This is a genomic window from Streptomyces panacea (genome assembly GCF_040560175.1).
GTDB classification, from domain to species: Bacteria; Actinomycetota; Actinomycetes; order Streptomycetales; family Streptomycetaceae; genus Streptomyces; species Streptomyces panacea.
Window position 1 is genome coordinate 1 of record NZ_JARJHW010000117.1, and the last position, 23,015, is coordinate 23,015.

Sequence of the window (23,015 nt, forward strand, 5' to 3'; positions counted from 1 at the left end):
GCGTCGGAGCGCGCCTGGGGAGTCTGATGGCGACGGATGGCGACAACCCATGGCGAAGCACGGTGCGGTGGGAAGAAAGGGAGAGAAAGGAGGGAACAGGAAAAGGCCGGAACAGGGCGGTGACCGATGCGCCACAGAGAGCGGGATCAGCCGAATCGGCGTGAGCGCGAGGAAACGCGACTACGCGTCAGGTGGAACTAAAGACAGAGCGCGCTGGCCGACCGCAGAAGGTCGACGTGAATGCGCGTAACGAGCCTTACACCTGGATGCACGATGCAAAGGTAAGCGAAGCGAAGGATCCTGGCAATGCGCGAAGCCGCCGGGCGTACGGGGGGGGCGGGCACGTCTCGTGGGATCCGGCACCCGTACCCGTCCGTGCCCGTGCCCGTGCCTGTGCCTGTGCCTGTGCCTGTCCGCAGGACGATCACAGCCGTCTTGTTGCAGGGTTGTTGCGCCGCGCGGGGAGGCCCCGGGAGGAAAGTCGATACGCTCCCCGTTGACTTCGGGGCCTCGGCAGGCGCTCAACTGCCGTTAACAGGGGATGATCCACCATGACCAGTACACCTTCCGCCAACCTCTTCAAACCGCTTGGTGAAGGCGACCCGGCCGTTGTCGGCGGTTATCGGCTCGCGGCCGTGCTCGGCACTGGTGGCATGGGCAAGGTGTATCTCACGTACACACCGGGCGGCCGGCCCATCGCGCTCAAGGTGATCCGGCCCGAGTTCAGCGACGACCCCGAGTTCCGGCGGCGCTTCCAGCGGGAGGTCCAGGCCGCGCAGCGGGTGCAGGGTCTGTACACCGCGCCGGTCATCGACTCCGACACCGACGGCTCGCAGCCCTGGCTCGCCACGGCCTACGTGCCGGGCCCCTCTCTCGCGCACGCGGTGTCCCAGCACGGGGCGCTACCGCTGCGGAGTGTGCTGCTGCTGTCGGTCGGGGTCGCCGAGGCCCTCCATGTCATCCACGGCGCGGGCATCGTGCACCGCGACCTGAAGCCCGCCAACGTGCTTCTGGCCTCCGACGGCCCCCGCGTGATCGACTTCGGCATCGCCCGTGCCGCCGACACCACAGCCCTCACCGGCACCGGTGTCAGCGTGGGCACCCCGGCGTTCATGGCGCCCGAACAGGCGTCGGCCGGTACGGTCTCCCCCGCCACCGACATCTTCGCCCTCGGCCAGATCGCGGCGTTCGCGGCGATCGGTTCACCCGCCTACGGCGAGGGGTCGTCGCACGCGGTGCTCTACCGGATCGTGCACGAGGATCCCGACCTCAGCCGCGTGCCGGCGGAGCTGCTGCCCCTGGTGACCCGCTGCCTGACCCGCGACCCGGCCGGGCGGCCGAGTCTGACGGAGATCATCGAGCTGTGTCACGAGATCTCGCCCGTCGCGCTGCGCCAGGGCGAGGACTGGCTGCCGCAGGCGGTCGCCGGATCGATCACCGAGCGGCTGCGACTGCCCGAGCCGGCGAAGACCCCACCGCCGCAGCCCACCTTCACGCCGACGCCGACGCCGACCCAGTTCTCGCCGCAGCACCCGGCACCGGGCACGGTGAACCCGTACGCGCCGACCGGTTTCGCCATGCCCGCCGCGCCGACGCGGGGCGGGCCGGGGGCTCCCGGCCCGGTACCGCCGCCGCCCGGCCGTCCGACGTACCCCACGCAGGGCCACCACACCCCGCCGCCCGTGGTCCACGCTCCCTACGTGCCCCCTCAGCCGCCCAAGCCGAAGCGGACCGGGCTGATCGTCGCCGGGTCGATCGTGGGCGCGGTCATCGTCCTGGGAGTCATCGGCTCCCTCCTGCCGGACGGCTCCGGCAGGGACGACGAGGGCAAATCGCCCGGCAGCAGCACCAGTAGCGGCAGCGAGGGTTCGGGCAGAGGCGAGGCCGCGAGCGGAGGCAAGAAGCGGCCCGACCCGAAGCCGGTGTCGTACAAGGGCATCGACGTGACGGAGAACTACGAGGTCATGCTCGCCGACAACCCTCCGCAGCCGGCCGACCAGGAGGACGTGCTCTACGGCGGCGGGGATGTGTACTACTACGTCGACGGCCTGTTCGGGGACGCCTATATCGGCTCCGACAACGGGAAGTTCATTCTCCTGAACAACTCGCAGAAGGGCTCCCTGGAGACCTGCCGCACGGAGACCCGCTTCACCGAGAAGATCACCCTCGACCAGCTGAGCAAGGGATCGCAGTTCTGCGTGCTCAGCGACGCGGGCCATATCGCGGTCGCGACGTACCAGGGCAAGGGGGGCGCGGAGGGCTCGACCTACATCACCGTCGACCTCACGATCTGGCGCAACTCGGAGGAGCCCAAGGAGGACTGACTCGGCTCCGGGTCACGCGCCGGGACGACCTGATCACTGCCCGGACCGCCTGCCGCCTGCCGCCGGTCGGTCGCAGGTCTCCGCCGGACGGGTGAGCCGGTCCGCGGGATCTCCGCGGGAGCGGCTCGGCGTGGTGCGGGGCGGGCCCCGGCGCCGTATTGGTGGCCTCTTCGGGCAGCGACGCGGAGGCGGTGACGGGGTGTCGACGACCGAACCGGTGCGTCCGGGGCGCGCCCAGTGGGGTGCGCTGATCCTGTTCGCCGGGGCCTCGGGCGCGGTGGACGTGCTGGCGTTCATCGCGCTTGGTCGGGTCTTCGCCGGTGTGATGACCGGCAACCTCGTGCTGCTGGGCCTCTCGCTGACGGGAACCGGCGACGAGGGCGGGCCGGCCGCGCCGCTGCTGGCGCTCGCGGGCTACGTGGCGGGCGTCGCGGCCGTGGCGCCCTTCAGCCGGCGGCGACCGGAGGAGCCGGAGACGCGCTGGCCGCGCGCGGTCGTGCGCTGGCTCGCCGCCGAGGTCGTACTCCTGGCCGCCGTCGCCGTCGTCTGGGGCGCGGCCGGCGGGGCGCCCTCGCGGCCGTGGCTCGATGTCGTGCTCGTCGCGGTCGCCGCCGCCATGGGGGCGCAGTCCGCCGCTCTGGCCCGGGCGGGCGCGGCCGGCGGGCCGGGGACCTACTTCACGGGCACCCTCACCCAGTTGGTCGTGCGCGCGGTGGGGCCGACGGGCGAACGCCGTGCGGATCCGGGTTCCCTGGCCCGGCTTCTCGCGCTCACGGCGGGCGCGGCCGTGGCCGCGCTCGTGTACGCGGCGTCGGCGCCCTGGGCGATGGCCGTCCCACTGCTCTGGGCGTCGGCGGCACTGGCGTGCGTGGCCGTCTCCCCCCGCCCGGACCGGTCAACCCCCACCACACCGATGGGCGGGGACGCCCCGTGAGATCCGTGGCGTACGACGGCACCCGCCACAGCCCGCCGTCGGCATATACGACATGCCCGTGTACCTTCGGGCAGAACTTGTGAAGTCGGTGTAGCCGACGTGGGGGTGGGCCCGCAAGTGGGGAACCAAGGGGTGGGGCTGCGTGAAGCGGCATCGGGTATGGGGCACGGCTGCGGCCGTGGTGACCGGGCTGACCGGTGTACTGGTCTTCCAAGGGGCGACCGGCGGCGCGGACGGCGGCACCGGCGACAAGCCCGCGGCGGTCGAAGTACGCACCTCCGCCTTGGAGTTGAGCCCCAGCGCGGACGGCAGGAACGCGGCGCTCGCGCGGCGTGACGCCAAGCCGTTCAGCATGGTGGGTATGACCTGGGCGGATCCCGGTGCGAAGATCACGGGCCAGGTCGAGGTCCGTGCCCGTGGGGCGGCGGGCGGGAAGTGGTCGCCGTGGCTGCGGCTCGACGGTGACAGCGGTCAGGGGGAGAGCGGCGCGGCGCGCGGTGGTACCGAGCCGGCGTGGGTCGGGCCGTCCGACGGTGTCGAGGCGCGGGTGCGCTCGGGCGGGACGACGTCCGCCGGGCTGCCCGCCGGGCTGCGACTGGACCTGGTCGATCCCGGTACGGGGAAGGTGAGCGCTGTCGAACCGGCGGCCTTCGCGGTTGACGAGACCGGCGAACCGACTCCCGATACGTCGGAACCGGCGGAATCGCAGCCGCCCGTCCCACCTGCGGAGCCGGACGCGTCCGGCAGCCAGGAGCCGCCCTCCGGTGAGCCGACGGTGAGCGAGCCTCCGGTCTCCTCACCCGCCTCGCCGTCGGAGCCGCCGCCGTCCACGACCGTCGCGCCCAGCCCGACGGTCACCGTCCCGCCCGCCCCTCCGAGCACCGCTCCGCGCCCGCCGATCGCTTCCCGCGCGGGCTGGGGCGCGGACGAGTCGATCAGCCCGGAGGAGCCGGGGTATCTGCCCGAGGGCAGGATCAAGGCGGTGGTCGTGCACCACACCGCCGAGTCCAACACGTACACCTGCGCGCAGGGACCGGCGGTCGTGCGCGGTATCTACGCCTACCACGTCAAGCAGTTGGGCTGGAAGGACGTCGGCTACAACTTCCTCGTCGACAAGTGCGGCGTCATCTACGAGGGCCGCAAGGGCGGCGTGGACCGACCCGTGATGGGCGCTCACGCGTACGGCTTCAACGCCGAGACCACCGGCGTCTCCGTGCTCGGCACCTACACCGACACCGTGCCGCCCCAGGCCGCGATGGTCTCCGTCGCGCGGATCGCCGCGTGGAAGCTCGGCCAGTACGGGGTGAATCCGTCGGGCACCGCCACGCTGACCGCGGGCGACTCGGGCACCAACTACTTCCGCAAAAGCTGGGCCAAGGGCGCGCAGCTGACCTTCCCGGTCATCCACGGACACCGCGACGGCTACAACACGCAGTGCCCCGGTGACGCCTTCTACGGCCAGTTGGCCGCCATTCGCACCTGGGCGGCCGGTCCGGTCACCGGACTGAGCGTCAATTCCCTTACCGGCGCCGGGAAGTCGGGCACGAAGTACTACACCAAGGCCGATGTCACCGTGAGCTGGTCGGCCACCACCCCCACCGCCCTGATCAAGCAGTACGAGCTGCTGGTCGACGGCAAACCGGTGACCACCGGGGCGGGGACCAGCACCTCGGCCAAGGCGACTCTCACCGTCGGGGACCATACGGTGGCCGTCCGCGCCACCCACATCTCCGGCAAGACGTCGACCAGTTCGGCGGCGACGGTGGTCGCGGAGAGGACCGCCCCCGTCTTCACGGCCAAGCCCTCCCTGGAACTGCGTACCGGCACGGTGAACACCACCGCCGTCCCCGTGACGCTCAAGTGGAAGGCCACCGACGGCGCGGCCCTGAAGGAGGTGCGGCTGACCTCGCCGACGGCGAAGACCTACGGTCCGACCACGACGAGCGCCACGCACACGGCCAAGTCGGGGGCCGCCACGGCATGGACGATGGCGGCGCACGACTACGCGGGGAACACCGCCGCGGCCTCGGTCTCCGCGACCCCGGTGATCCTCCAGGAGACCTCGGCCACCAAGTCCGGTACGTGGACGGCGAAGTCGTCGACCAGCTACCTCGGCGGCAAGTCGTACTCCAGCTCGTCCAAGAACGCGTCGCTGACGTGGACGTTCACCGGCCGCTCCGCCTCCTGGGTGGTCTCCCGCGCGGCCACGTCCGGCCAGGCACACGTCTACGTCGACGGCGTGAAAACGGCCACGGTCGATCTCAGGTCGGCGACCACGAAGTACCGCGACGCGCTCTGGACCAAGACCTGGGCGAGCAGCGCGAAGCACACCGTCAAGATCGTCGTGGTCGGCACCTCGGGCCGTCCGACCGTCACGACGGACGGACTGGTCTACCTGAAGTAGCCGAAGCAGCCGTCGGGCCGGACAACGCCTGATCGGTCAGGACAACGGGAGCGGCCTCCCCGGCGTGATGAGGCCGCTCTCGTAGGCGATGGCGACGAGGTGCGCGCGGCTCGTGGCGCCGAGTTTGCGCAGGATCCGGTTGACGTGGGTCTTCACGGTGAGCGGGCTCAGGCCGAGAAGCTGGGCGAGCGCGTGGTTGTCGCGCTCACTCGCGACCAGGGCGAGGATCTGGCGTTCCCGGTCGGAGAGGTGCTCCAGCTCCGAAGGCGCGGCGACGGCACGGGTGTCGCGGGCGTCGAGCAGCGCGTCGAGGGAGGAGATGACCAGTCCTCCCCCGCTCACCAGGTCGAGGGCCGCCACGAAGTGGGGGACGTCGATGTCCCGGCCGAGGATGCCCGTGACCCCGGCGCGTACGAAGGAGGCGATGTCCGGGGTCGGGACGTCGCCGATGACGGCGAGCCTCGTGCGGGCGGCGGCCTGACGCAGAATCAACTGGGTCGCGGCCGTAGGGCTGTTCGGCAGCGCCCCGGCGTCGATGAGCAGGAGATCCGGCCGGACGGCGGGCAGTTGGGCCAGGGCGTCGGGGAGGGCGGCGGTCTGGCCCTGGAGGGTGAGGACGGCGGACGCCGCGATGATGTGGGCGTAGGCGTCGCGCAGGAGTGTGGGGCCGCCCGTGAGGAGTACGCGGTGCATCTCTCGTCCTTCGGTCGGATGCCGGCTCCGGGGGGCCCGCGGCGCGGCACGGGCGTCCGACGCGTCACACGCCGCGGGCCCAACCATGTGAAGGGTCTCGGCCCATCACCGCGTGAAGGGCCTCGGCCGCGTCCGCCTCGACAGGCCGTACGCGCCCGAGGCGTTCACACCGTTCAGGCCTCCGTTCAGGCCCCCGTTCAGGCCTGGACCGCGGACTTCTCCGGCTCGGAGCCGGCGTGCGTCTTCGCCAGGCCGCCGCTGGCGGTACGCACCGCCGGGATGACGGCCGCGATGGCGGCGGAGACCAGGGCGATACCGCAGCCGATCAGCAGGCCCGTACGGAATCCGCTCTCGGAAGTGACGCTGAAGCCGCCCATTTCGGTCGTCATCTGGGAGAGGACCAGGCCGATCACCGCGGCGCCGATCGACGTGCCGAGGGAGCGCATGAGGGCGTTGAAGCTGTTCGCTGCGGCGGTCTCGGAGAGCGGGACGGAACTCATGATGAGCGCGGGCATCGAGCCGTAGGCAAGGCCCACACCGCTGTTGATGACCATGATGGCCAGCATGATTCCCCAGGCCGACCCCATCAGCGCGAGCGACAGCCCGTAGCCTGCCGCGATGACGAGGACTCCGCCGAGGAGAGTGAGCTTCGGGCCGTACGCGTTGGTCAGTTTGCCGCCGAGCGGGGAGACGATCATCATCATGATGCCGCCGGGGGCCATCCAGAGACCGGCCGCGAGCATCGACTGACCCAGGCCGTAGCCGGTGGCCTCCGGGTACTGGAGCAGCTGCGGGATCACCAGCATGCTGGCGTACATCGCGAATCCGACGAAGATCGACGCGATGTTGGTGAGCAGGACCCGGGGACGGGCCGTGGTGCGCAGGTCGACGAGCGGGTCCTTCGTACGCAGCTCCCACGCGCCCCAGCCGACCAGCAGCACGACGGCGGCGACGAACAGACCGAGTGTGGTCCCCGAACCCCAGCCCCAGTCGGCGCCCTTGGAGATCGCGAGCAGCAGACTGACCAGACCGGCGCCGAGGGCGAGCGCGCCGGGCGCGTCGAACCGCTGCCCCTTGGCGCTGGCCGGCACGCTCGGGATCAGGAACCAGATGAGTGCGGCGATGATCGTGGCCAGCACGGCGGAGCCCCAGAAGAGCACCCGCCAGTTCGCGTACTGGGCGACCGCCGCGGCGATCGGCAGGCCGAGGCCGCCGCCGATGCCCATGGAGGCGCTGACCAGCGCGATGGACGAGCTGAGCTTCTCCGTGGGAACGACATCACGCAGCAGTGCGATGCCCAGTGGCACCATGCCCATCCCCATGCCCTGGAGCCCGCGCCCGATGATCATCGGCACGACGGAGGACGAGAGCGCGCACACCACGGAGCCCGCGATCAGCGGTACCGAGCAGACGAGCAGCATCGTGCGCTTGCCGATCAGGTCGCCCAGTCGGCCGACGACCGGCACGCAGACGGCCGCCACCAGGAGGGTCGTCGTGATCACCCAAGTGGCGTTCGACGCCGAGGTGTTGAGGATCTTCGGCAGGTCGGCGATGAGCGGGGTGACCAGTGTCTGCATGATCGCGGCCGTGGTGCCGGCGAGCGCCAGCGTGGCGACCACACCGCCCGAGCGGGATGTGAGCTGTGGGGCGTCCATGAAAGGGGACTCCTAGGGCTGTCCAACGCGAAAGTAACTTGTGCATCATACATATCGTATGTATCGAGCACCTTACATGCAGGGTGCATACGCGTGAGACAATGGAGTCCGGGCCGTTCCGACGCGGTGCGACAATGGCCCGGCAAGAGAGAGCAGGAGGCGACACAGGCATGGTCGGGGCCACGCACGAGGTCGAGTACGAGCAGATGCTGCTCAGCCGCCACACGTTCTTGAATCAGAAAGGCGGACGCCGGAAGGACGGCGTACTGGAGCGCAGCGCCTACATCCTGCTCAGCCGAATCCGCCTACAGGGGCCGATGTCGATCGGCGAACTCAGCGACGCCTTCGGACTGGACGCCTCCACCCTCAACCGGCAGACGGCCGCGGCGATGCGCGCCGGGCTCGTGGAGCGCATCCCGGACCCCGACGGGGGCATGGCACGCAAATTCCGCATCACGGAGGAGGGCGCTCGCGTACTCGACGAGGAGCGGGAGGGCATCGTCCAGTCCCTGGACCGGGTCATGTCCGAGTGGCCGGAAGAGGACATCGCCGCGTTCGCCGCGTATCTGAAGCGCTTCAACACCGACATCGAGCGGCTCGCCGGCAGGCCGTGGCCGCGTCTCTAGTGCTGCGACCGGGCGGGTTCGTCGAGCCCGCCCGGAGTCATGCGTGGAGTCATCCATATGGAGTAGCCGAGCCGGGGGGGCGGCGAACACCGGCCGGGGTGCAGACGGACGGCGCGGGCCCGGTTCTCCCCGCGGATCCCGGGGAGCCACCCCCGTTCGTCCAGGTGCGCGTCGCACGTCGGGGTCGCCAGTGTGGAAGGGAGTACGCGGACGTACGGGCAGACCGAGACGCGCGCCGAAACCGCCCGCACCCCGAGACCGCCGAGACCGCCGACAAGGAGACCCCCATGGCCACCTGGACCAAGGACGAGCTGAGCAAGATCGAGCACGCCGACGAGTTGCGGATCGCCCCTCTGGGCAGCGACGACACCCCGCGCGCACCGACGACCATCTGGGTGGTCCGCGACGGCGACGACCTGCACGTACGCGCCTTCAACGGCCCCGGCGGCACCTGGTACCGCGCCGCGACGTCGCGGCACGCGGGCCACATCAGCTCCGGCGGCGTGGACAAGGACGTCACCTTCGTCGAGGAGAACGACCCGTCCCTCAACGACCGGCTCGACGCCGCCTACCGCAGCAAATACGGCACCTACAGCGAGACCTACGTCGGCCCCATGGTCGCCGAGGACGCCCGCGCCGCGACCCTCAAGCTCGTCCCTCGCTGAGCCCGCCGCCGAAGCCGTACCGGAACCCGTAGCCGTACCCGTAGCCGTAGCCGTAGCCGTACCCGAAGCCGTAGCCGTAGCCGTAGCCGTAGCCGTAGCAAGGGACTTCCCATGACCACCATCGCCATCGTCGGAGCAGGCACGGGTCTGGGCGGCGCCGTGGCGCGCCGCTTCGGGCGCGAAGGCTTCGACGTCGCCCTCCTCTCCCGCACCAAGGAACACGTCGACGCCCTCGCCACCGACCTCGGCGGTGCGGGCGTCAACGCGCGCGGTTTCGCCGCCGACGTGACCGACCCGGCCGCTCTCGCCGCCGCTCTGGATGCGGCCGCCTCTTCCCTCGGCCCGGTGGAGGTCCTGCAGTACAGCCCCATCCCCCACAAGGACTTCATGAAGCCGGTCCTGGAGACGTCTCCGGCCGACATCGAGGGCCCGCTGGCGTTCTCGGTCGTCGGACCGATGACCGCCGTCCGTCAGGTCCTTCCCGGCATGCGCTCCCTGGGGCGCGGCACTCTGCTGTTCATCAACGGCGGCAGCGCCGTCCAGCCCCATCCCGAGCGCGCCGGCACCTCGATCGCCTTCGCCGCGGAGAGCGCCTACGCGCAGATGCTGCACGACGCTCTCGCCGGCGACCGGATCCACGCGGCGCAGCTCATCATTCCCGGCGCGATCACCCCCGGCCATCCCCGGAAGGACCCGGCCGTGCTCGCCGACACGCTCTGGGCGATGCACCAGGACCGCTCGGAGTTCCGGCGGTACGCCGAGCCTCTGGACGCCTGACCCGGCCGCCCGTCCGCCGGCGGGGACCGGTGGTCCCGGCGCCCCCGGCCCGGATCAGCCGGTCACCACGCCCAGCCCCTGCTTGACCTGGCGCGTCAGATCGTCGGCCAGGATCTCCGGGGTGCCCTTCTCCAGCCCGTCCAGCGCCTGGGCGGCGACGGACGCCGGGTCGGTCTTCTGCGCCGGGTCGACGTACTCGGCCATGTCGGTGTCCATGTAGCCCACGTGCAGGGCCGACACCTGGATACCGCGCGGTTCCAGCTCCTCGCGGATCGAGTCCGTCAGGGACCAGGCCGCGGCCTTGCCCGCGCTGTAGGCGCCGTATCCGGCCGGGTGGATCCAGGAGAGCACGGAGAGGACGTTGAGGATCGAGCCGCCGCCGTTGCCCTCGATGACGGGCGCGAAGGCACGGGTCGCCTGGAGCGTCCCGAAGAAGTGGGTGTCCATCTCCAGGCGGATCAGGTCGAGTTCGCCGTAGACGAGCGGCGTACGGGTGGAGATGCCCGCGTTGTTGACCAGGAGCGTGGCGTCGGGTGCGGCGGCCGCCGCGGCACGGACCGACTCCGGATCGGTGATGTCGAGGCGCAGCGGTACGGCGCCGGGCAGATCGACCGTCTCGGGGCGGCGGGCTCCCGCGTACACCTTGGCGCCGCGCTCCAGCAGTTGTTCCGCGATACGGCGGCCAAGACCCCGGTTGGCGCCGGTGACGACCGCTACCGCGTTGTTCAGTTCCATGGTCCTGATCCCTTCATCGGGGGCGTACGACGTCTTCAGGTCGTTGCCACACCATTTAGATTACACTCATAATCTAAATGGGGAAGGACCGGGGCGTACGATAGATGTCATCGAACATTTATTCCGGGAGGTGGCCGATGGGCCGCGTATCGAAGGAACAGGCCCAGGAGAACCGCCGTCGGATCGTCGACACCGCCTCCCGTCTCTTCCGTGAGCAGGGCACCGCCGGTGTCAGCGTCGCCGACCTGATGAAGGCGGCCGGGCTCACCCACGGCGGCTTCTACAAGCACTTCGACTCCAAGGAAGCCCTCGTGGACGAGGCCACCGCCTGCGCGTTCGACGGCATCGAAGATCCGCTCGGCGCCCGGCCGGGGGCCGACGGTGGCGACCCGGAGGCCGCGCGGCGCGCGTTCATCGACGACTACCTCTCCCCCGAGCACCGCGACGACATGGCGGGCGGCTGTCCCACGGCGGGCCTGGCCGTCGACATGGCGCGCGGCGCCGCGGGCAGTGCGGCGCGGCACAGGTACGCCGAGGGGGTACGGCAGTTCGCGGAGCGGATGGCCGGCGACGACGATGACGGCCTCGCCCGTCTCAGCACGGTGGTGGGAGCGCTGATCCTGGCCCGCGCGGTCAGCGGCGACCCGCTCTCCGACGCGCTTCTCGCGGCGGCGAAGGCCGAGTTGTCGACGTAGCGACGCCTCGGGGGTGTCTTGCCGATCTTGCCGGGCTCGCGCTCGTGGTGCCGCGCCGTGGGGGCCGTCGGCGCCGTCGCTCAGCTCGACCGACGTCGTGAGACCGGCCGGCAGCCGGTAGCTCGGGGACATTTCCGTAGACCGTGCGGAAGCGGCGCCGGAGTTGGTACACGCCGGCGCCGCACTGGACCGCTCCGGCCTGGAGCGAGGGGCTGCTCAGCCGCGGCGACGGCTCGGCCCTCGCCAGGCGGAGCCCGCCGGTTCCGGGCGAGCGGTCGGTGCGCCGGCGTCCGGCGGTGCCTCGCGAGGGCGCGTAGTGCCTCGCGAGGGCGCGTAGTGCCTCGCGAGGGCGCGTACGAGATCCAGACGTCTTACCCGCCGGGCGCCGGCCGCGCGGGCAACGCCCCGTACACCGTCGTCCACCCGGGCGGCACCGACACCGTGCGGATCGGCCAACGGGTGGCGGGAGCCACGGACCCGCCCGGCGGCTCGTGGGTCCCGCTCGGCGCCACCTTCCGCTCGGCCCCACCGGAGACGGCGCCACCGTCCCCCATCCCGAACGCCGCGCTGTCCGCGCTCCAGGCGCTCGTACCGCCGTCCGCCGTCCCACTCGGAACGCTGAACGGGCGAACGGCCGCGAGCCATTACCCCCGAGGTAATCGACCGCCCTCCGCTCCCCTGCCAGGATCAAGCACATCGACGGGAACCCCCGCCGGGATCCGGCCGCAGCCGCGAGGAGAACGCCATGTCCGTCAAGTCCACCGCCACCACGGTGAGTTCGGCCACCGAGGCCACGCGGGCCGTCGTACAGGATTTCCTCACCGCCCGGGTGGCCGGGGACACCGGACGGCTCGTCGAGCTGTTCGCCGACGAGGTCGACTGGCTGCTCGCCGAGAATCCCACCGTGCCGTGGATCCGCCCGCGGTCCACCGCCACCGAATGCGCCGCCCAGTTCACGGAGTTGATGGAGCACACCGTGCCCGAGGACGCGCGCGCCTCCGTCGACGCGTTCCTGGTCGACGGCACCGACGCCGTACTGACGGGGCACCTGTCGGGGACCGTACGCGCGACGGGAAAGCCCTTCGAGGGTCCGTTCGCGCTGCGCCTCACCGTTGAGGACGGCCGGATCACCCGCCATCACCTCTACGAGAACAGCCTGTCGATCGCCGCGGCCTGCGCCGTGTGATTCCCCGGGGTGAGCTGTCCCACGCCGCGCACCACCGCATCAGGGCGCCCGAGATCAGAGTCGGCGACGGAGACATGGATGCTGGGCCGCTGCACCACAGCCCGGCCGAAGCCGGACCGCCGGGATTCGAACCCGGGTCCCCTTTTTTGCAGAAAGAAGTATCCGTCGCCTGCGCACCGGGCGCCCCGATGCTTGTGCCCCCCGAGATCAGAACGGTGTGCGGCGTGATTCACCCAAAGAAGTAGCCGCGGCCCACGCACCGGGAGGTGCTGCGTGTGAAGTTGTGGGTCCGGACCGCTCGGTCAGCCTGCCGCTTCTCAACCTGCTTCTTGTCGGCCGGACTTGGACGACAGTAGCCGACACCCGAGGGCTCCTTCATCTGCATTTCGCCCAGGGACGCTCGTAGGCGACGACCACCGCTCGGGCGCGGTCGTGGAGGGCGAGTTCGGCGAGCCGGGTCGCGGTGGGAGCGTGACCGTGTCGGCGTCGCGGCGGGCGAAGCGCTCGACGGGACGGCGGGTGATCGTCAGCGCCGGCAGGCGTCGCCGCTGCGGACCGTGCGGGCGGCGGCGACGTGGTGTTCGGGGGGCGGCTTCCTTGAGCGGAAAGCCGCCGTCCTCCGGGCCGGGCAGCGCGTGCCCGGCTGTTCACTCGCCGGAACGGGGCAGGCCGTCCCCGCCGTCGAGGGCGGCGACCTCGCGTACGGACTCGGCGATGGCCGGGTAGTCCTTCTTGAGGAGCGTGCCGTGGCTGCCGGCGACCTTCGCGCCGATCCGGATGTTGGGGTTGCGGGCGGTCACCGCGTCGAGGCTGGTGCGGATCCGTTCCTGCTCGTCACCCTTGCTTCCGAAGGACGTCCCCGAAGCGACCACGTATCGCACCGGGACGGTGATGGCGTCCAGTACGGGGCGCAGTTCGCTCTCGCGGGAGAGCCTGCCGAGTTCGATGTTGCTGTCCGCCTGCTGCTCGGCGTTCATCCGTGGGGCCAGGCCCGTCGGGCGCAGCAGCGGCATGAACCAGCTCATCCGCCGGAACAGCTTCCTGATGCGCACCTCCATGGCGTCATCCAGCCAGTCGTACGGGAACGCGCCGTCGACCAGGACCACGCCCAGGGCACGCTCCGGATTCCGGCCCGCCCAGTGCGCCCCGACGACCGCCCCGTAGGACCAGCCGACCACCAGCGCCCGGTCCACGCCCCTGGCCGCGAGAACGGCGTCGACGTCCCGGACGGCGGCCTCGAAGGAGTAGTCCGCCGAACGCTTCGACTTCTTGCCGCGCGCCCGCTCGTCGTAGGTGATGTGCCGCCACTCCGTGCCCAGTTCGGCGATGACCCGCCTCCAGTACCCCTGGGTGGCGAACTGGCCGTTGAGGTAGACCACGGGGATTCCGGGACCGCCGGTGTCGGTGACGGCCAGGGCCGTGTCGTCGACCGGCACCATGCCGGTCCACGTCGAATCGGTCGAGGACGTGGCGGAGGAGGTGGTCGAAGACGTGGCCGGGGACGTGGCCGAGGAGGTGTTCTTCTTCGCCATGGTCATGAGAGGTACTCCTTCTTCACAGGCTGCGGGCGGTGATGTCGCCGTGGGCGGTGGTGGCGTGGATGTCGAGTTCGGCGGTGCCGTCGTTCTTGAGGGTGTTGCCGACGCGGCCGTGGTCGGTGCCCGCGTCCAGCGCGGCCGAGACGCCTGCGGCGGCGGCCACCGAGATGTCGCCGGACCGGGTGCGGAGCACGACCTTGCCGCGCACGGCCTCCGCGATCCGGATGTCGCCCTTCGCGGTACTGATCTCCGCGGGGCCGCCCAGTCGGCCGATCTCGACGTCGCCGTCGAGCGCGACGAGGCGGACGCTCGCGGCCTCGTCGATCTTGATCTGGCGGTACGCGCCTTCGAAGGCGACGTCACCGAGGCGTCCGACACCGCGGAGTTCGGCACTGGCGGCCCTGCCCTCGACGCGGGAGCCGGCGGGCAGGCGGACGGTGACCTCCAGGGATCCGGCGGAGCCGAGGAGTTGGCTGTCGGGGGCCGGGGTCGTGATCCGCAGGACACCGTCGGCGTAGGTGACGTCCGTCCGCTCGGCGGTCCTGGTGTCGCGGCTCTTGGAGGAGTCGGCGGGCCGGACCTCCACGGTGGTGTCGGCGCGGTCCGCGGCGATGAACTGGACGCGTCCGGCGGGGATGTCCAGGACGGCGGAGATCGGGGCGGGGGTGTCGAACGTCTGCATCGTGCTCTCCCGTGTTGTTCGTTCGTTCTTTCTGATACCGGAAACGCTACGTTGCTTTCCAGAATCGAACAACACGTGCGTTGCATGAGATTGACATATGCGCAGTTCAGAGCAGATAAACTGTTGCAACAGACTTGAGCTTAACGCAACGCGAGCCATCTTGATCTTTGCAATGGATGAGCGTGAACGCTACGGTGGGGCCCACGGACCAGCACGACGGATCACCGAGGAGACCTTGATGCCGGGAGGCAGACTCACCCAGCAGGAACGCCAGCAGATCGCGCTGGGGCTGGCCGACAGCCTCCCCTACGCCGAGATCGCCCGACGCCTCGACCGCCCGACGTCGACGATCACGCGCGAGGTGATGCGCAACGGGGGCCCCACCGCCTACCGCTCCGACCTGGCCCACCGCGCCACCGAACGCCGCGCCCACCGGCGCGGGTCCGCCACCTCCCAGGGGGCGGAGTCGGCCCCCCTGCCGCACGGCCGCGACGCCGAGGCCCTGGCCGCGTACGAGGACACGTTCACCACCGTCCTGATGGCTACGGGCCTGAGCAAGATGCCGGCCCGGGTGCTGACCTGCCTTTTCACCACCGACGCGGGCAGCCTCACCGCGCCCCAACTCGCTCAGCGCCTCCAGGTCAGCCCGGCGTCCATCTCCAAGGCGATCACCTTCCTGGAGAGCCAGAGTCTCGTCCGCCGAGAGCGCGACGAACGCCGCCGCGAGCGCTATGTCGTCGACAACGAACTCTTCTACCAGGCGACGATCGCCAGCGCCCGGGCCAACGACCAACTCGTCGAAACCGCCCGCCAGGGCGTCGCCGTCCTCGGCCCCCACACCCCCGCCGCCACCCGCCTGGAGAACATCGCCCGCTTCCTCGATTTCATCAGCGAGAGCATCACCCGCGCCGCCGAACAGGCCCGCGAAGTCCTCCACACCAAACCCGGGACAGCCCCGGACGACGCCGCCCGGCCACGTGACGACCAGTGAGGACAGCCGTCTCGAACGCGACGGACCGTCGCGCGCCACACGGGTGAACGTGACGCGCGACGGTGTGCCGCGGGGGCCGTAGGGGCCGTAGGGCTAGAGGCTGCCCAACCGTTCGAAGGGGAACGGGGGTTGGGCCAGGGGACGCACGGCCAGACGGGTCAGCGGAAGGGCGTTGTCGTCGCCCGCCGTGCGGTTGGCGTGGATCACTCCGCAGTGGGTGCAGCGGTGGACGAGCACCCACTCGCCGTCGCCCCGCACGGAGATGGCGAGCGGCTCCATCCGCGCACCGCAATCCGCCTGCCGGTCACCGGGGGTGTCGTCGAGATGACGGCTCCACAGGCAGTTCGGACAGTGGTTGCGGTGGTCGGTACCGGGCGCGTCCATCGGGACGTCGAGCCCGCACTGGAGACACCTGAACGACTCGGCGCGCGCTTCGGTGCGCGCCCGCCGTGAGGTGTTGCGGGATCCGGATCCTCTGGTGCGCGACGTGTTGTCACGGGACATGCTGTGTACGACTCCTCGGGTACGCGGGGAAGGACGATGGATGCCTCACGTCCGTCTCGCGTCGAGGGAGTTCACCTCGCTCGGCGGCTGCTCCGTTCGGAGTCAGCGCCGTGTTGAACCCACCTCGGTCACGAGATCGGTTCCCATCGGGTCGTACCCATCCGGTGCACACCGCCCCTTGTCGCGTTTCGCCAGTACGGGGCCATGAAACCCGGGGGCGGGCGCGCGGGGCAACCGGTTATTCGGGGCAAGGAAGTCCGATTCATGATCTTCTGACCTGAATGGTGAGCCGAGGTCCACTGCGAAGGAAGTCCGATGAGTGATCCGTCGATTCCTGACCCGCCGGGCGGAACGGGAAGCGAGAGACCGAGCGACTCTCGGACCGAGGCACCCGACCCCACGGCGACCGAACCCGACACACACCGCTGGTGGGCCCTGGCCGTCATCGCGACCGCACAGCTCATGGTGGTCCTCGACGCGACGATCGTGAACATCGCACTTCCCTCCGCGCAGCGCGACCTCCACATCAGCAACGCGAACCGCCAGTGGGTGATCACCGCGTACACCCTGGCCTTCGGCGGACTCCTGCTGCTCGGCGGCCGGGTCGCCGACCTCGTGGGCCGCAAGCGCACCTTCATCATCGGCCTCATCGGTTTCGCCGGCTCCTCCGCGCTCGGGGGCTCGTCCGCCGGGCAGGAGATGCTCTACCTCTCCCGCGCACTCCAGGGCACCTTCGCCGCCCTCCTCGCGCCCTCCGCCCTCTCCCTGCTCACCACGACCTTCCCCGCGGGCAAGGAACGCGCCCAGGCGTTCGGGATCTTCAGTGCCATCGCCGGCGGCGGCGCCGCCATCGGCCTGCTGATGGGCGGCATCCTCACCGAATGGCTCAGTTGGCGCTGGTGTCTTTACGTCAACGTGCCCATCGCGCTGCTCGCCGTCATCGGCGCGCTGACTCTGCTCAAGGACCGGGCGGGGTCAAAGGGCGCGCACCTCGACATCCCGGGCGTCGTCCTCGGCAGCGGGGGCCTCGTCGCGATCGTGTACGGGTTCAGCCGGGCCGAGCCGGAGGGGTGGACCTCCACGGAGGTCCTCACCGTGCTGAGCATCGGCGTCATACTGCTCGTCGCGTTCACCTGGTGGCAGACGAAGTCCCCCAGCCCGCTCCTGCCGCTGCACATCATCCGGGAACGCAACCGCGCCGGCTCCGTCATCGTGATGGCGATGGCGACGATCGGCCTGTTCGGCTCGTTCCTGTTCCTCACCTACTTCCTTCAGATCATCCTCGGCTACTCGCCGCTCTCCGCCGGCCTCGCCTTCCTCCCGCTGTCCGCCGGCATCATCATCGGCTCGACGCAGATCTCCGCCCGGCTGCTCCCCCTCCTACCGCCGCGCTTCCTGCTGGTCCCCGGGCTGCTGCTGAGCGCCGGGGGCATGTTCTCGCTGACGTTCCTCGACATCCACTCCACCTATGCGGGTCACATCCTGCCCGGCACCCTGCTGCTGGGCTTCGGGCTCGGTCTGACCTTCCTGCCCGTCATCTCGACGGCCACCATGGGGGTCGCGAACCGGGACTCCGGAGTCACCTCCGCGACGGTCAACACCGCGCAGCAGGTGGGCGGCTCCATCGGTACGTCGCTGCTCAACACGATCGCGACCACCGCCACGGCCACGTATCTGACCAGCCATCTCGCCGCGGCGGCGAGCAAGGGCCCGCTGACCCCGGCGGAGCGGACCGTCATCGTGAACACCGGCACGGTGCACGGCTTCACCGTGGCCATCAGCTGGGCGGCGATCATCCTCCTGACCGCCGCGGTCGTCGGCGCCATCATGATCAACAGGAAGTCCCCCCGAGCCGTCGCCGCGGCCGGGGAAGCGGCGGCGGCGCCGGCCGGTCGCACCGCCTAGGGATGCCACGTCGTTCAGGCCGGGATCGCGCGGATGAGCGTCAACGAGCCGTGCAGGACGGGCTGTTGGCGCAGCGCGCCGTGGCGCCCGTCCCAGGCGCCCGAGTCGAGGTCACGCCGCAGCGCTTCGACGTACCGCTCGCGCTCGTCGTCCGCGACGAAGCTCCAGGCCGAGCACGCCTGCCGGGCCGCGGGGTCGAGCAGCCGCTCGGGGCGCGCGTAGTACGCCTCGTTGAAGCCGTCCGTGCAGTCCGCGGGGATCGGCACCGGCCGTACGGACACCTGGCCGCCCAGCGTGCGGGCGATGGTCTCGATCGACGGGTAGCGCCGGGCCTCGGTGTCCAGGACCGCGGGCGCGTATTCGTACAGCCAGAACTCCCGCACCAGATCCGGGTCGCAGGTCAGTATCACCACCGGGCCGCGCGCCACGCGGCGCATCTCGCGCAGCCCCGCCTCGAAGTCGCTCCACTGATGGATGCTGAACGTGGTCATCGCCGCGTCGAAACTGTCGTCCCCGAACGGCAGGTCCCCGCCACCGCGTCGATGGCGGAGGGCAGATGCGCGGGGCGCTGCTCCCGCATGGACGCCGACGGTTCGACCGCCGTCACGTCCAGGTCGGTCGACTCGTACGAACCGGCCCCCGCACCGACGTTGAGGACCGTCCTCGACAACCCGAGCGCTTGCGTGATCCGTGCGGCGATCCGCTCGTCGGGCCGCCGGTGGTCGGCGTAACCGCCACCGATCGTCCCGTAGTCCGCGTCCCCCGCGCTGCCGTCCGCTCCCCTTTTGTTCATGTCGGGAACATATCAAACGGGGCCGGCCGCCCCTCAGACGTGGAAGGGCACCGTGGTGACGACGATCTTGCGCAGGGGGCGCAGCGCCTGGCGCAGGCGGCCGGCGGTCCGGCTGTGCAGGGCTCTGTAGCGCCGCTGACACACGACGATCTCCGGGAGGATCACGGTGAGGGTGAGGTCGGGCCGCTGATGGTGCAGCGCCTCGATGTAGTTGACCAGGGGGGCGATGACGGCGCGGTACGGGGAGACGAGTTCCTGGAGGGGCAGATGGTCGCCCCACAGCTGCCACTGGTCGCGGAAGCGTTCGGCCTCGACGGCGCCGGTGCTGACGTGGATGACCAGGACGGGCTGCTGGAGCGAGGCGGCGTACGCGAGCGCGCGCATACCGGCGCGGTCGAGCGTTTCGATCAGTACGAGGGAGAAGTGCCGGATCTCCTCGGGCACCTCCTCGGTCTCCTCGGACACCCCCGCCCCACCCGTGCGCTCGAACGCCTGCGGGTCCCGGGGGTTGCGCGGGTCCCTGGAACTCTCGACGCCCTGGGGCGGCAGCTCGACGCGAGGGGCGATGGTACGGCGCGGGAGTTCGATCGAGTGCCGCTGGAGTCGTAGCGCCGCGGCGACGGTGTCGTAGTGGCGCCGGATGTGCGTCGTGACGTAGAGGAACAGCCCGACCGCCACGAGCGCCACCCAGGCGCCCTCGGTGAACTTGGTGATGCCCGCCGTGATGAGGACGATCGCGGAGAGTACGGCGCCCGCGGCGTTGAACAGCAGGCTCTTGCGCCAGTGACGGTCCCTCAGACGCCACCAGTGGACCACCATTCCGGCCTGCGAGAGGGTGAAGGCCAGGAAGACGCCGACCGCGTACAGCGGGATGAGGGACGCGGTGCGGCCGTCGAACGCCAGGTACACCAGACCCGCCGCGACCGACAGCAGGATGATGCCGTTGCTGAAGGCGAGCCGGTCGCCCAACCGCGCGAAGAGGCGCGGCGCGTGGTCGTCGCGGGCCAGCAGGGACAGGACGCGGGGGAAGTCGTTGAAGGCGGTGTTGGCCGCGAGGAGCAGTACGGCCGCGGTGGCCGCCTGGGTGAAGACGTACATCGGGCCCGAGCCGTAACTGAGGTGCGCGAGCTGGGACAGCACCGTCTCCCGGGACTCCGGCAGGATCCCGCTGAAGTGGACGATGGCGATGGTCCCCGCGAACAGGACGATGAGAAGGCCGATCATCCAGGTCAGCGTGGTGCGGGCGTTGCGCCACTCGACGGGCTTGAACGCCGGGACCGCGTTCGAGATCGCCTCGATACCGGTCATCGCCGTCGCGCCGGACGCGAAGGCCCGCATCACGAGGAGGATGCCGAGCCCTTCGGTGGCGTTGACGGGCGGGTTCGGCACCGGGTGGAAGCCCCGGTCGGACGCGTCGGAGAGGCCGACGGCGATGAGTGCCAGCATCGCGATCACGAAGGCATAGGTGGGCGCGGCGAAGATGGCGCCGGCCTGCCGGATCCCGCGCAGGTTGCAGGCGAGCAGGACGGCGATGGCGGCGATGCCGATCAGTACGGAGGAGGAGGCGAGTGACGGCAGGGCCGAGGTGATCGCGGCGACACCGGCGGCGATGGACACCGCCACGGTCAGGATGTAGTCGGTCATCAGCCCGGCGGCGGCCATGAGTCCCGGAACACGCCCGAGGTTGTCGCTGGCGACGATGTAGGAGCCGCCGCCGCGCGGATAGGCGCGGATGGTCTGGCGGTACGAGACGCCGATGGCCAGCATCAGGAACACGATGGTGGCCGCGACGGGAATCGAGTACCGGAGTCCGGCGGTGCCGGCGAGAACGAGGACGGCGAGCATGGCCTCCGGCCCGTACGCGACGGAGGAGAGCGCGTCGGCGGACAGGACGGGCAGGGCGACCAGCTTGCGCATCCGCTCGCGGGCGATGGCCGTGCTCGCCAGCGCGGGACCCAGCAACAGGCGTCGCAGCCGGTAGACGCCTCGGTGCCCGTTGACGGGGGCCGGTGGGCCCTCACCCGCCGGCGCTCTCTTATCGGCGGGTGGACCCTCGCTCGGCGCGCACTCGCCGGCCGGGGGGCCCTCGCTCGGCGCGCCGGTGGGAGTCGGCGGGTGCGCCGTGATCCTGGATGACGTCGGGCCGAACGGGGACACCGGGACGACCCGTCCGAAGCGGGCGGGTCTGATCTGGGCCGGTGTGGGGAGACTCCCCAGATCCGGATCGACGGGCAGCGCCCGCCGCCATACGTCGGGTCCCGCCGACACCCGTCGCCACTCGCGCCCCACGCTGCCCAGCACGCGTAGCTGCTGTGCGTCGAGTGCCCGCAGGGGGGTGCTGCCCGGTACCGCCGCGCTCCGTGTGCTCTTGGCGTTCGAGGTCTTACCGTGAGTGCCCGACATGCCGCAAGTGTGGCGGAATGCCTAGCTCAGGGGTGGGAGTGACGCCGGGAGGTTCCGGCGGCGCACGGCTCCGTCACCGCCCGCCGTCACTTCATCACTTGCGTGCACACCGACACGTCACCGCCGGCATTACGCCACCGCCGGCCGTCGCTTCAACGACTGCCGGCACGTCACCGCCCGCCGGCACGTCACCGCTTGCCGCGCCGGATCCAGTGGGCCCGTCGCTGACGCCGAAGCGCGGGCGGGGTCGCCTGCGGCGGCCCGTCCGACGGTTCGCCGGGCGGTCGCACGGGCGTTGGGCCGGGCGCTGGGCCGGGCGTTGGGCCGGGCGTTGGCTGCCCGGATGTGCGCTCGGCGGGGCGTTGAAGGGTGTCGAGGGCGTAGTTCGTGGTGGCGATGCAGTTCACGAGCTGCTCCTCGGTGAAGTCCTCCGACCCCGGCACGTGCGGGACGAACCCGATCAGGGCCCCCTCGTTCACGATCTCCGCGTCGAGCCCCGCCGCCCCGTCCATGTCCCAGAGCGCCTCGATCCGGTCGTCGAGGACGACCCGGATACCGAACTCGTAGACACCCGCGTGCACCAGATGCGCCATGACACCGCGGGCGCGAAGCTCCGCGGTCAGACGCTCGGCACGATCCGAGTCCATACGGAGCACCTCTTCACGTACGACGTTCCCGGGCCCGCACCGCCCCGTGGGGGTGTTCGGAAGCCCTCGTCCTCCCACCGTACCGCTGCCCGACGCGATACGGCGCGCGATACGGCGCTCCGCGCGCAGTGCCCGCGCCCGTCCCCCTCGCACGCCCCCGCGCTGCCCGTTCCCACACCCCTGGCGCCCGTATCGGCACATCACGCTGCCCGATCGGGGGCCCTCTCGCGCGGCTGGGCCCGCGAATGGGCCCAGAGGCCCTGCGTCTGGGCCCGGGAGGCTCCCTACTCTCCAGTCCGATCGGGTGAACGAGTCAAGTCTTGGACGAGGAGCGCGGATGAACGGCACTCACCACCGTCACGGAGCACGCCGGCGCGACAGAGGCCAGGGCGGTGTCGAGTACGTCGCGATGATCGGCGTGGTCGCCGCGATCGTCGCCGCGATTGTGGCGCTGACCGTGCCCAAGGACACGGCCGTGGGTCTTCAGGACGCGGTGTGCCGGATCGTCAACGCGGGCGACGGCGGTGAGGGCTGTGACTCGGGCGACGGGGGCGAGGACGACGGCGGAGGAGGTGACGGCGGGGACGGCGACGGAACGCCCGAGGCCCCGCCGGACGACCCCTTCCAGCCCGCCAAGTGCCTGCTCTCCCAGGATCAGACCAAGACCACGGTCGTCGTCCAGATCCTCTTCATCAAGCTCAGCAGCTCCGAGCAGATCAAACTCCAGCAGTGGTCCGACGGCACCGTCACCCTGGAGCGGGTGACCGAGAGCGGGGCCGGGGTCACGGCCAGCATCTCCGCCGGTATCCCCGGTCTGAAGGACTGGGGCGGCAGCGCCTCGCTGAGCGGCAGTTACAT

21 protein-coding genes and 2 pseudogenes are annotated in these 23,015 nt (G+C 70.8%); 12 read left to right on the plus strand and 11 right to left on the minus strand.

Going from position 1 to position 23,015, the window contains the following annotated elements; genetic code table 11:
- Positions 1–197: 197 nt before the first annotated feature.
- Positions 198–428 carry a putative leader peptide gene (locus P3L51_RS24270; protein WP_354607395.1) on the minus strand — a complete coding sequence of 77 codons (231 nt, stop codon included), beginning with the start codon at positions 426–428 and terminating at the stop codon, positions 198–200.
- A 123-nt stretch (positions 429–551) separates the two neighbouring features.
- On the opposite strand from P3L51_RS24270, the gene P3L51_RS24275 reads away from it, so the two are divergent.
- The 3 genes from P3L51_RS24275 to P3L51_RS24285 all read left to right on the plus strand — a co-directional run bounded on the left by P3L51_RS24275 (position 552) and on the right by P3L51_RS24285 (position 5,662).
- On the plus strand, positions 552–2,324 hold the full coding sequence (locus P3L51_RS24275) for a serine/threonine protein kinase (RefSeq protein ID WP_354607396.1): 1,773 nt from the start codon (positions 552–554) through the stop codon (positions 2,322–2,324).
- Between the two features lie 199 nt (positions 2,325–2,523).
- On the plus strand, positions 2,524–3,258 hold the full coding sequence (locus P3L51_RS24280; RefSeq protein WP_354607397.1) for a YoaK family protein: 735 nt from the start codon (positions 2,524–2,526) through the stop codon (positions 3,256–3,258).
- A gap of 142 nt (positions 3,259–3,400) precedes the next feature.
- A complete protein-coding gene (locus P3L51_RS24285; RefSeq protein ID WP_494338545.1) occupies positions 3,401–5,662 on the plus strand; it encodes an N-acetylmuramoyl-L-alanine amidase in 2,262 nt (753 codons plus the stop codon).
- Positions 5,663–5,698: 36 nt separating this feature from the next.
- Here P3L51_RS24285 and P3L51_RS24290 read toward each other — a convergent pair whose 3' ends face one another.
- Together P3L51_RS24290 and P3L51_RS24295 are read right to left on the minus strand one after the other, a co-directional pair.
- Positions 5,699–6,355 carry a response regulator transcription factor gene (locus P3L51_RS24290; protein WP_354607398.1) on the minus strand — a complete coding sequence of 219 codons (657 nt, stop codon included), beginning with the start codon at positions 6,353–6,355 and terminating at the stop codon, positions 5,699–5,701.
- A gap of 197 nt (positions 6,356–6,552) precedes the next feature.
- Entirely contained in the window at positions 6,553–8,010 is a 1,458-nt protein-coding gene (locus P3L51_RS24295) for an MFS transporter (RefSeq protein ID WP_354607399.1), read from the minus strand.
- A gap of 170 nt (positions 8,011–8,180) precedes the next feature.
- Between P3L51_RS24295 and P3L51_RS24300 the strand changes: the two genes are divergently transcribed.
- The 3 genes from P3L51_RS24300 (at position 8,181) to P3L51_RS24310 (ending at position 10,078) form a co-directional block, all read left to right on the plus strand.
- Positions 8,181–8,636, plus strand: a complete 456-nt coding sequence (locus tag P3L51_RS24300; protein ID WP_354607400.1) for a MarR family winged helix-turn-helix transcriptional regulator — start codon at positions 8,181–8,183, stop codon at positions 8,634–8,636.
- A 287-nt stretch (positions 8,637–8,923) separates the two neighbouring features.
- Positions 8,924–9,301 (plus strand): DUF2255 family protein, encoded by a 378-nt coding sequence (locus tag P3L51_RS24305; RefSeq protein ID WP_354607401.1) that lies wholly within the window; start codon positions 8,924–8,926, stop codon positions 9,299–9,301.
- A 111-nt stretch (positions 9,302–9,412) separates the two neighbouring features.
- Positions 9,413–10,078 (plus strand): SDR family NAD(P)-dependent oxidoreductase, encoded by a 666-nt coding sequence (locus tag P3L51_RS24310; RefSeq protein ID WP_354607402.1) that lies wholly within the window; start codon positions 9,413–9,415, stop codon positions 10,076–10,078.
- Positions 10,079–10,132: 54 nt separating this feature from the next.
- On the opposite strand, the gene P3L51_RS24315 is transcribed toward P3L51_RS24310, so the two are convergent.
- The gene (locus P3L51_RS24315; RefSeq protein ID WP_354607403.1) at positions 10,133–10,813 is read right to left on the minus strand and encodes an SDR family oxidoreductase; all 681 of its coding nucleotides are present in this window, start codon (positions 10,811–10,813) and stop codon (positions 10,133–10,135) included.
- A gap of 137 nt (positions 10,814–10,950) precedes the next feature.
- On the opposite strand from P3L51_RS24315, the gene P3L51_RS24320 reads away from it, so the two are divergent.
- The 3 genes and pseudogenes from P3L51_RS24320 to P3L51_RS24325 all read left to right on the plus strand — a co-directional run bounded on the left by P3L51_RS24320 (position 10,951) and on the right by P3L51_RS24325 (position 12,694).
- A complete protein-coding gene (locus P3L51_RS24320; protein ID WP_354607404.1) occupies positions 10,951–11,508 on the plus strand; it encodes a TetR/AcrR family transcriptional regulator in 558 nt (185 codons plus the stop codon).
- Between the two features lie 336 nt (positions 11,509–11,844).
- Positions 11,845–12,003 (plus strand): annotated as a pseudogene (locus tag P3L51_RS36105) (golvesin C-terminal-like domain-containing protein); the annotation flags it as partial.
- A gap of 250 nt (positions 12,004–12,253) precedes the next feature.
- Positions 12,254–12,694, plus strand: coding sequence for a nuclear transport factor 2 family protein (locus tag P3L51_RS24325; RefSeq protein ID WP_354607405.1), 441 nt, complete (start codon positions 12,254–12,256; stop codon positions 12,692–12,694).
- A 647-nt stretch (positions 12,695–13,341) separates the two neighbouring features.
- On the opposite strand, the gene P3L51_RS24330 is transcribed toward P3L51_RS24325, so the two are convergent.
- Both P3L51_RS24330 and P3L51_RS24335 read right to left on the minus strand, forming a co-directional pair.
- Entirely contained in the window at positions 13,342–14,232 is an 891-nt protein-coding gene (locus P3L51_RS24330; protein ID WP_354607406.1) for an alpha/beta fold hydrolase, read from the minus strand.
- A 16-nt stretch (positions 14,233–14,248) separates the two neighbouring features.
- Entirely contained in the window at positions 14,249–14,914 is a 666-nt protein-coding gene (locus tag P3L51_RS24335; protein WP_354607407.1) for a DUF4097 family beta strand repeat-containing protein, read from the minus strand.
- A gap of 238 nt (positions 14,915–15,152) precedes the next feature.
- On the opposite strand from P3L51_RS24335, the gene P3L51_RS36030 reads away from it, so the two are divergent.
- Positions 15,153–15,905 carry a helix-turn-helix domain-containing protein gene (locus P3L51_RS36030; RefSeq protein WP_435594515.1) on the plus strand — a complete coding sequence of 251 codons (753 nt, stop codon included), beginning with the start codon at positions 15,153–15,155 and terminating at the stop codon, positions 15,903–15,905.
- Between the two features lie 93 nt (positions 15,906–15,998).
- Here P3L51_RS36030 and P3L51_RS24350 read toward each other — a convergent pair whose 3' ends face one another.
- Positions 15,999–16,409: an RNHCP domain-containing protein gene (locus P3L51_RS24350; RefSeq protein ID WP_354607408.1), complete on the minus strand. Its 411-nt coding sequence runs from the start codon at positions 16,407–16,409 to the stop codon at positions 15,999–16,001.
- Positions 16,410–16,724: 315 nt separating this feature from the next.
- On the opposite strand from P3L51_RS24350, the gene P3L51_RS24355 reads away from it, so the two are divergent.
- Positions 16,725–18,314 (plus strand): MFS transporter, encoded by a 1,590-nt coding sequence (locus tag P3L51_RS24355; protein WP_354607409.1) that lies wholly within the window; start codon positions 16,725–16,727, stop codon positions 18,312–18,314.
- Between the two features lie 14 nt (positions 18,315–18,328).
- On the opposite strand, the gene P3L51_RS24360 is transcribed toward P3L51_RS24355, so the two are convergent.
- From P3L51_RS24360 to P3L51_RS24375, 4 genes are all read right to left on the minus strand, one after another.
- Entirely contained in the window at positions 18,329–18,805 is a 477-nt protein-coding gene (locus tag P3L51_RS24360; protein WP_354607410.1) for a hypothetical protein, read from the minus strand.
- The gene (locus P3L51_RS24365) at positions 18,802–19,107 is read right to left on the minus strand and encodes a class I SAM-dependent methyltransferase (protein ID WP_354607411.1); all 306 of its coding nucleotides are present in this window, start codon (positions 19,105–19,107) and stop codon (positions 18,802–18,804) included. The genes P3L51_RS24360 and P3L51_RS24365 overlap by 4 nt, the downstream gene beginning before the upstream one ends.
- A gap of 33 nt (positions 19,108–19,140) precedes the next feature.
- Positions 19,141–21,510, minus strand: a complete 2,370-nt coding sequence (locus P3L51_RS24370) for an APC family permease (protein ID WP_435594516.1) — start codon at positions 21,508–21,510, stop codon at positions 19,141–19,143.
- 188 nt (positions 21,511–21,698) lie between these two features.
- Complete coding sequence (locus tag P3L51_RS24375; protein WP_354607412.1) at positions 21,699–22,157, minus strand: hypothetical protein; 459 nt, start codon at positions 22,155–22,157, stop codon at positions 21,699–21,701.
- Positions 22,158–22,494: 337 nt separating this feature from the next.
- On the opposite strand from P3L51_RS24375, the pseudogene P3L51_RS24380 reads away from it, so the two are divergent.
- Positions 22,495–23,015, plus strand: a pseudogene (locus tag P3L51_RS24380) (hypothetical protein); the annotation flags it as partial.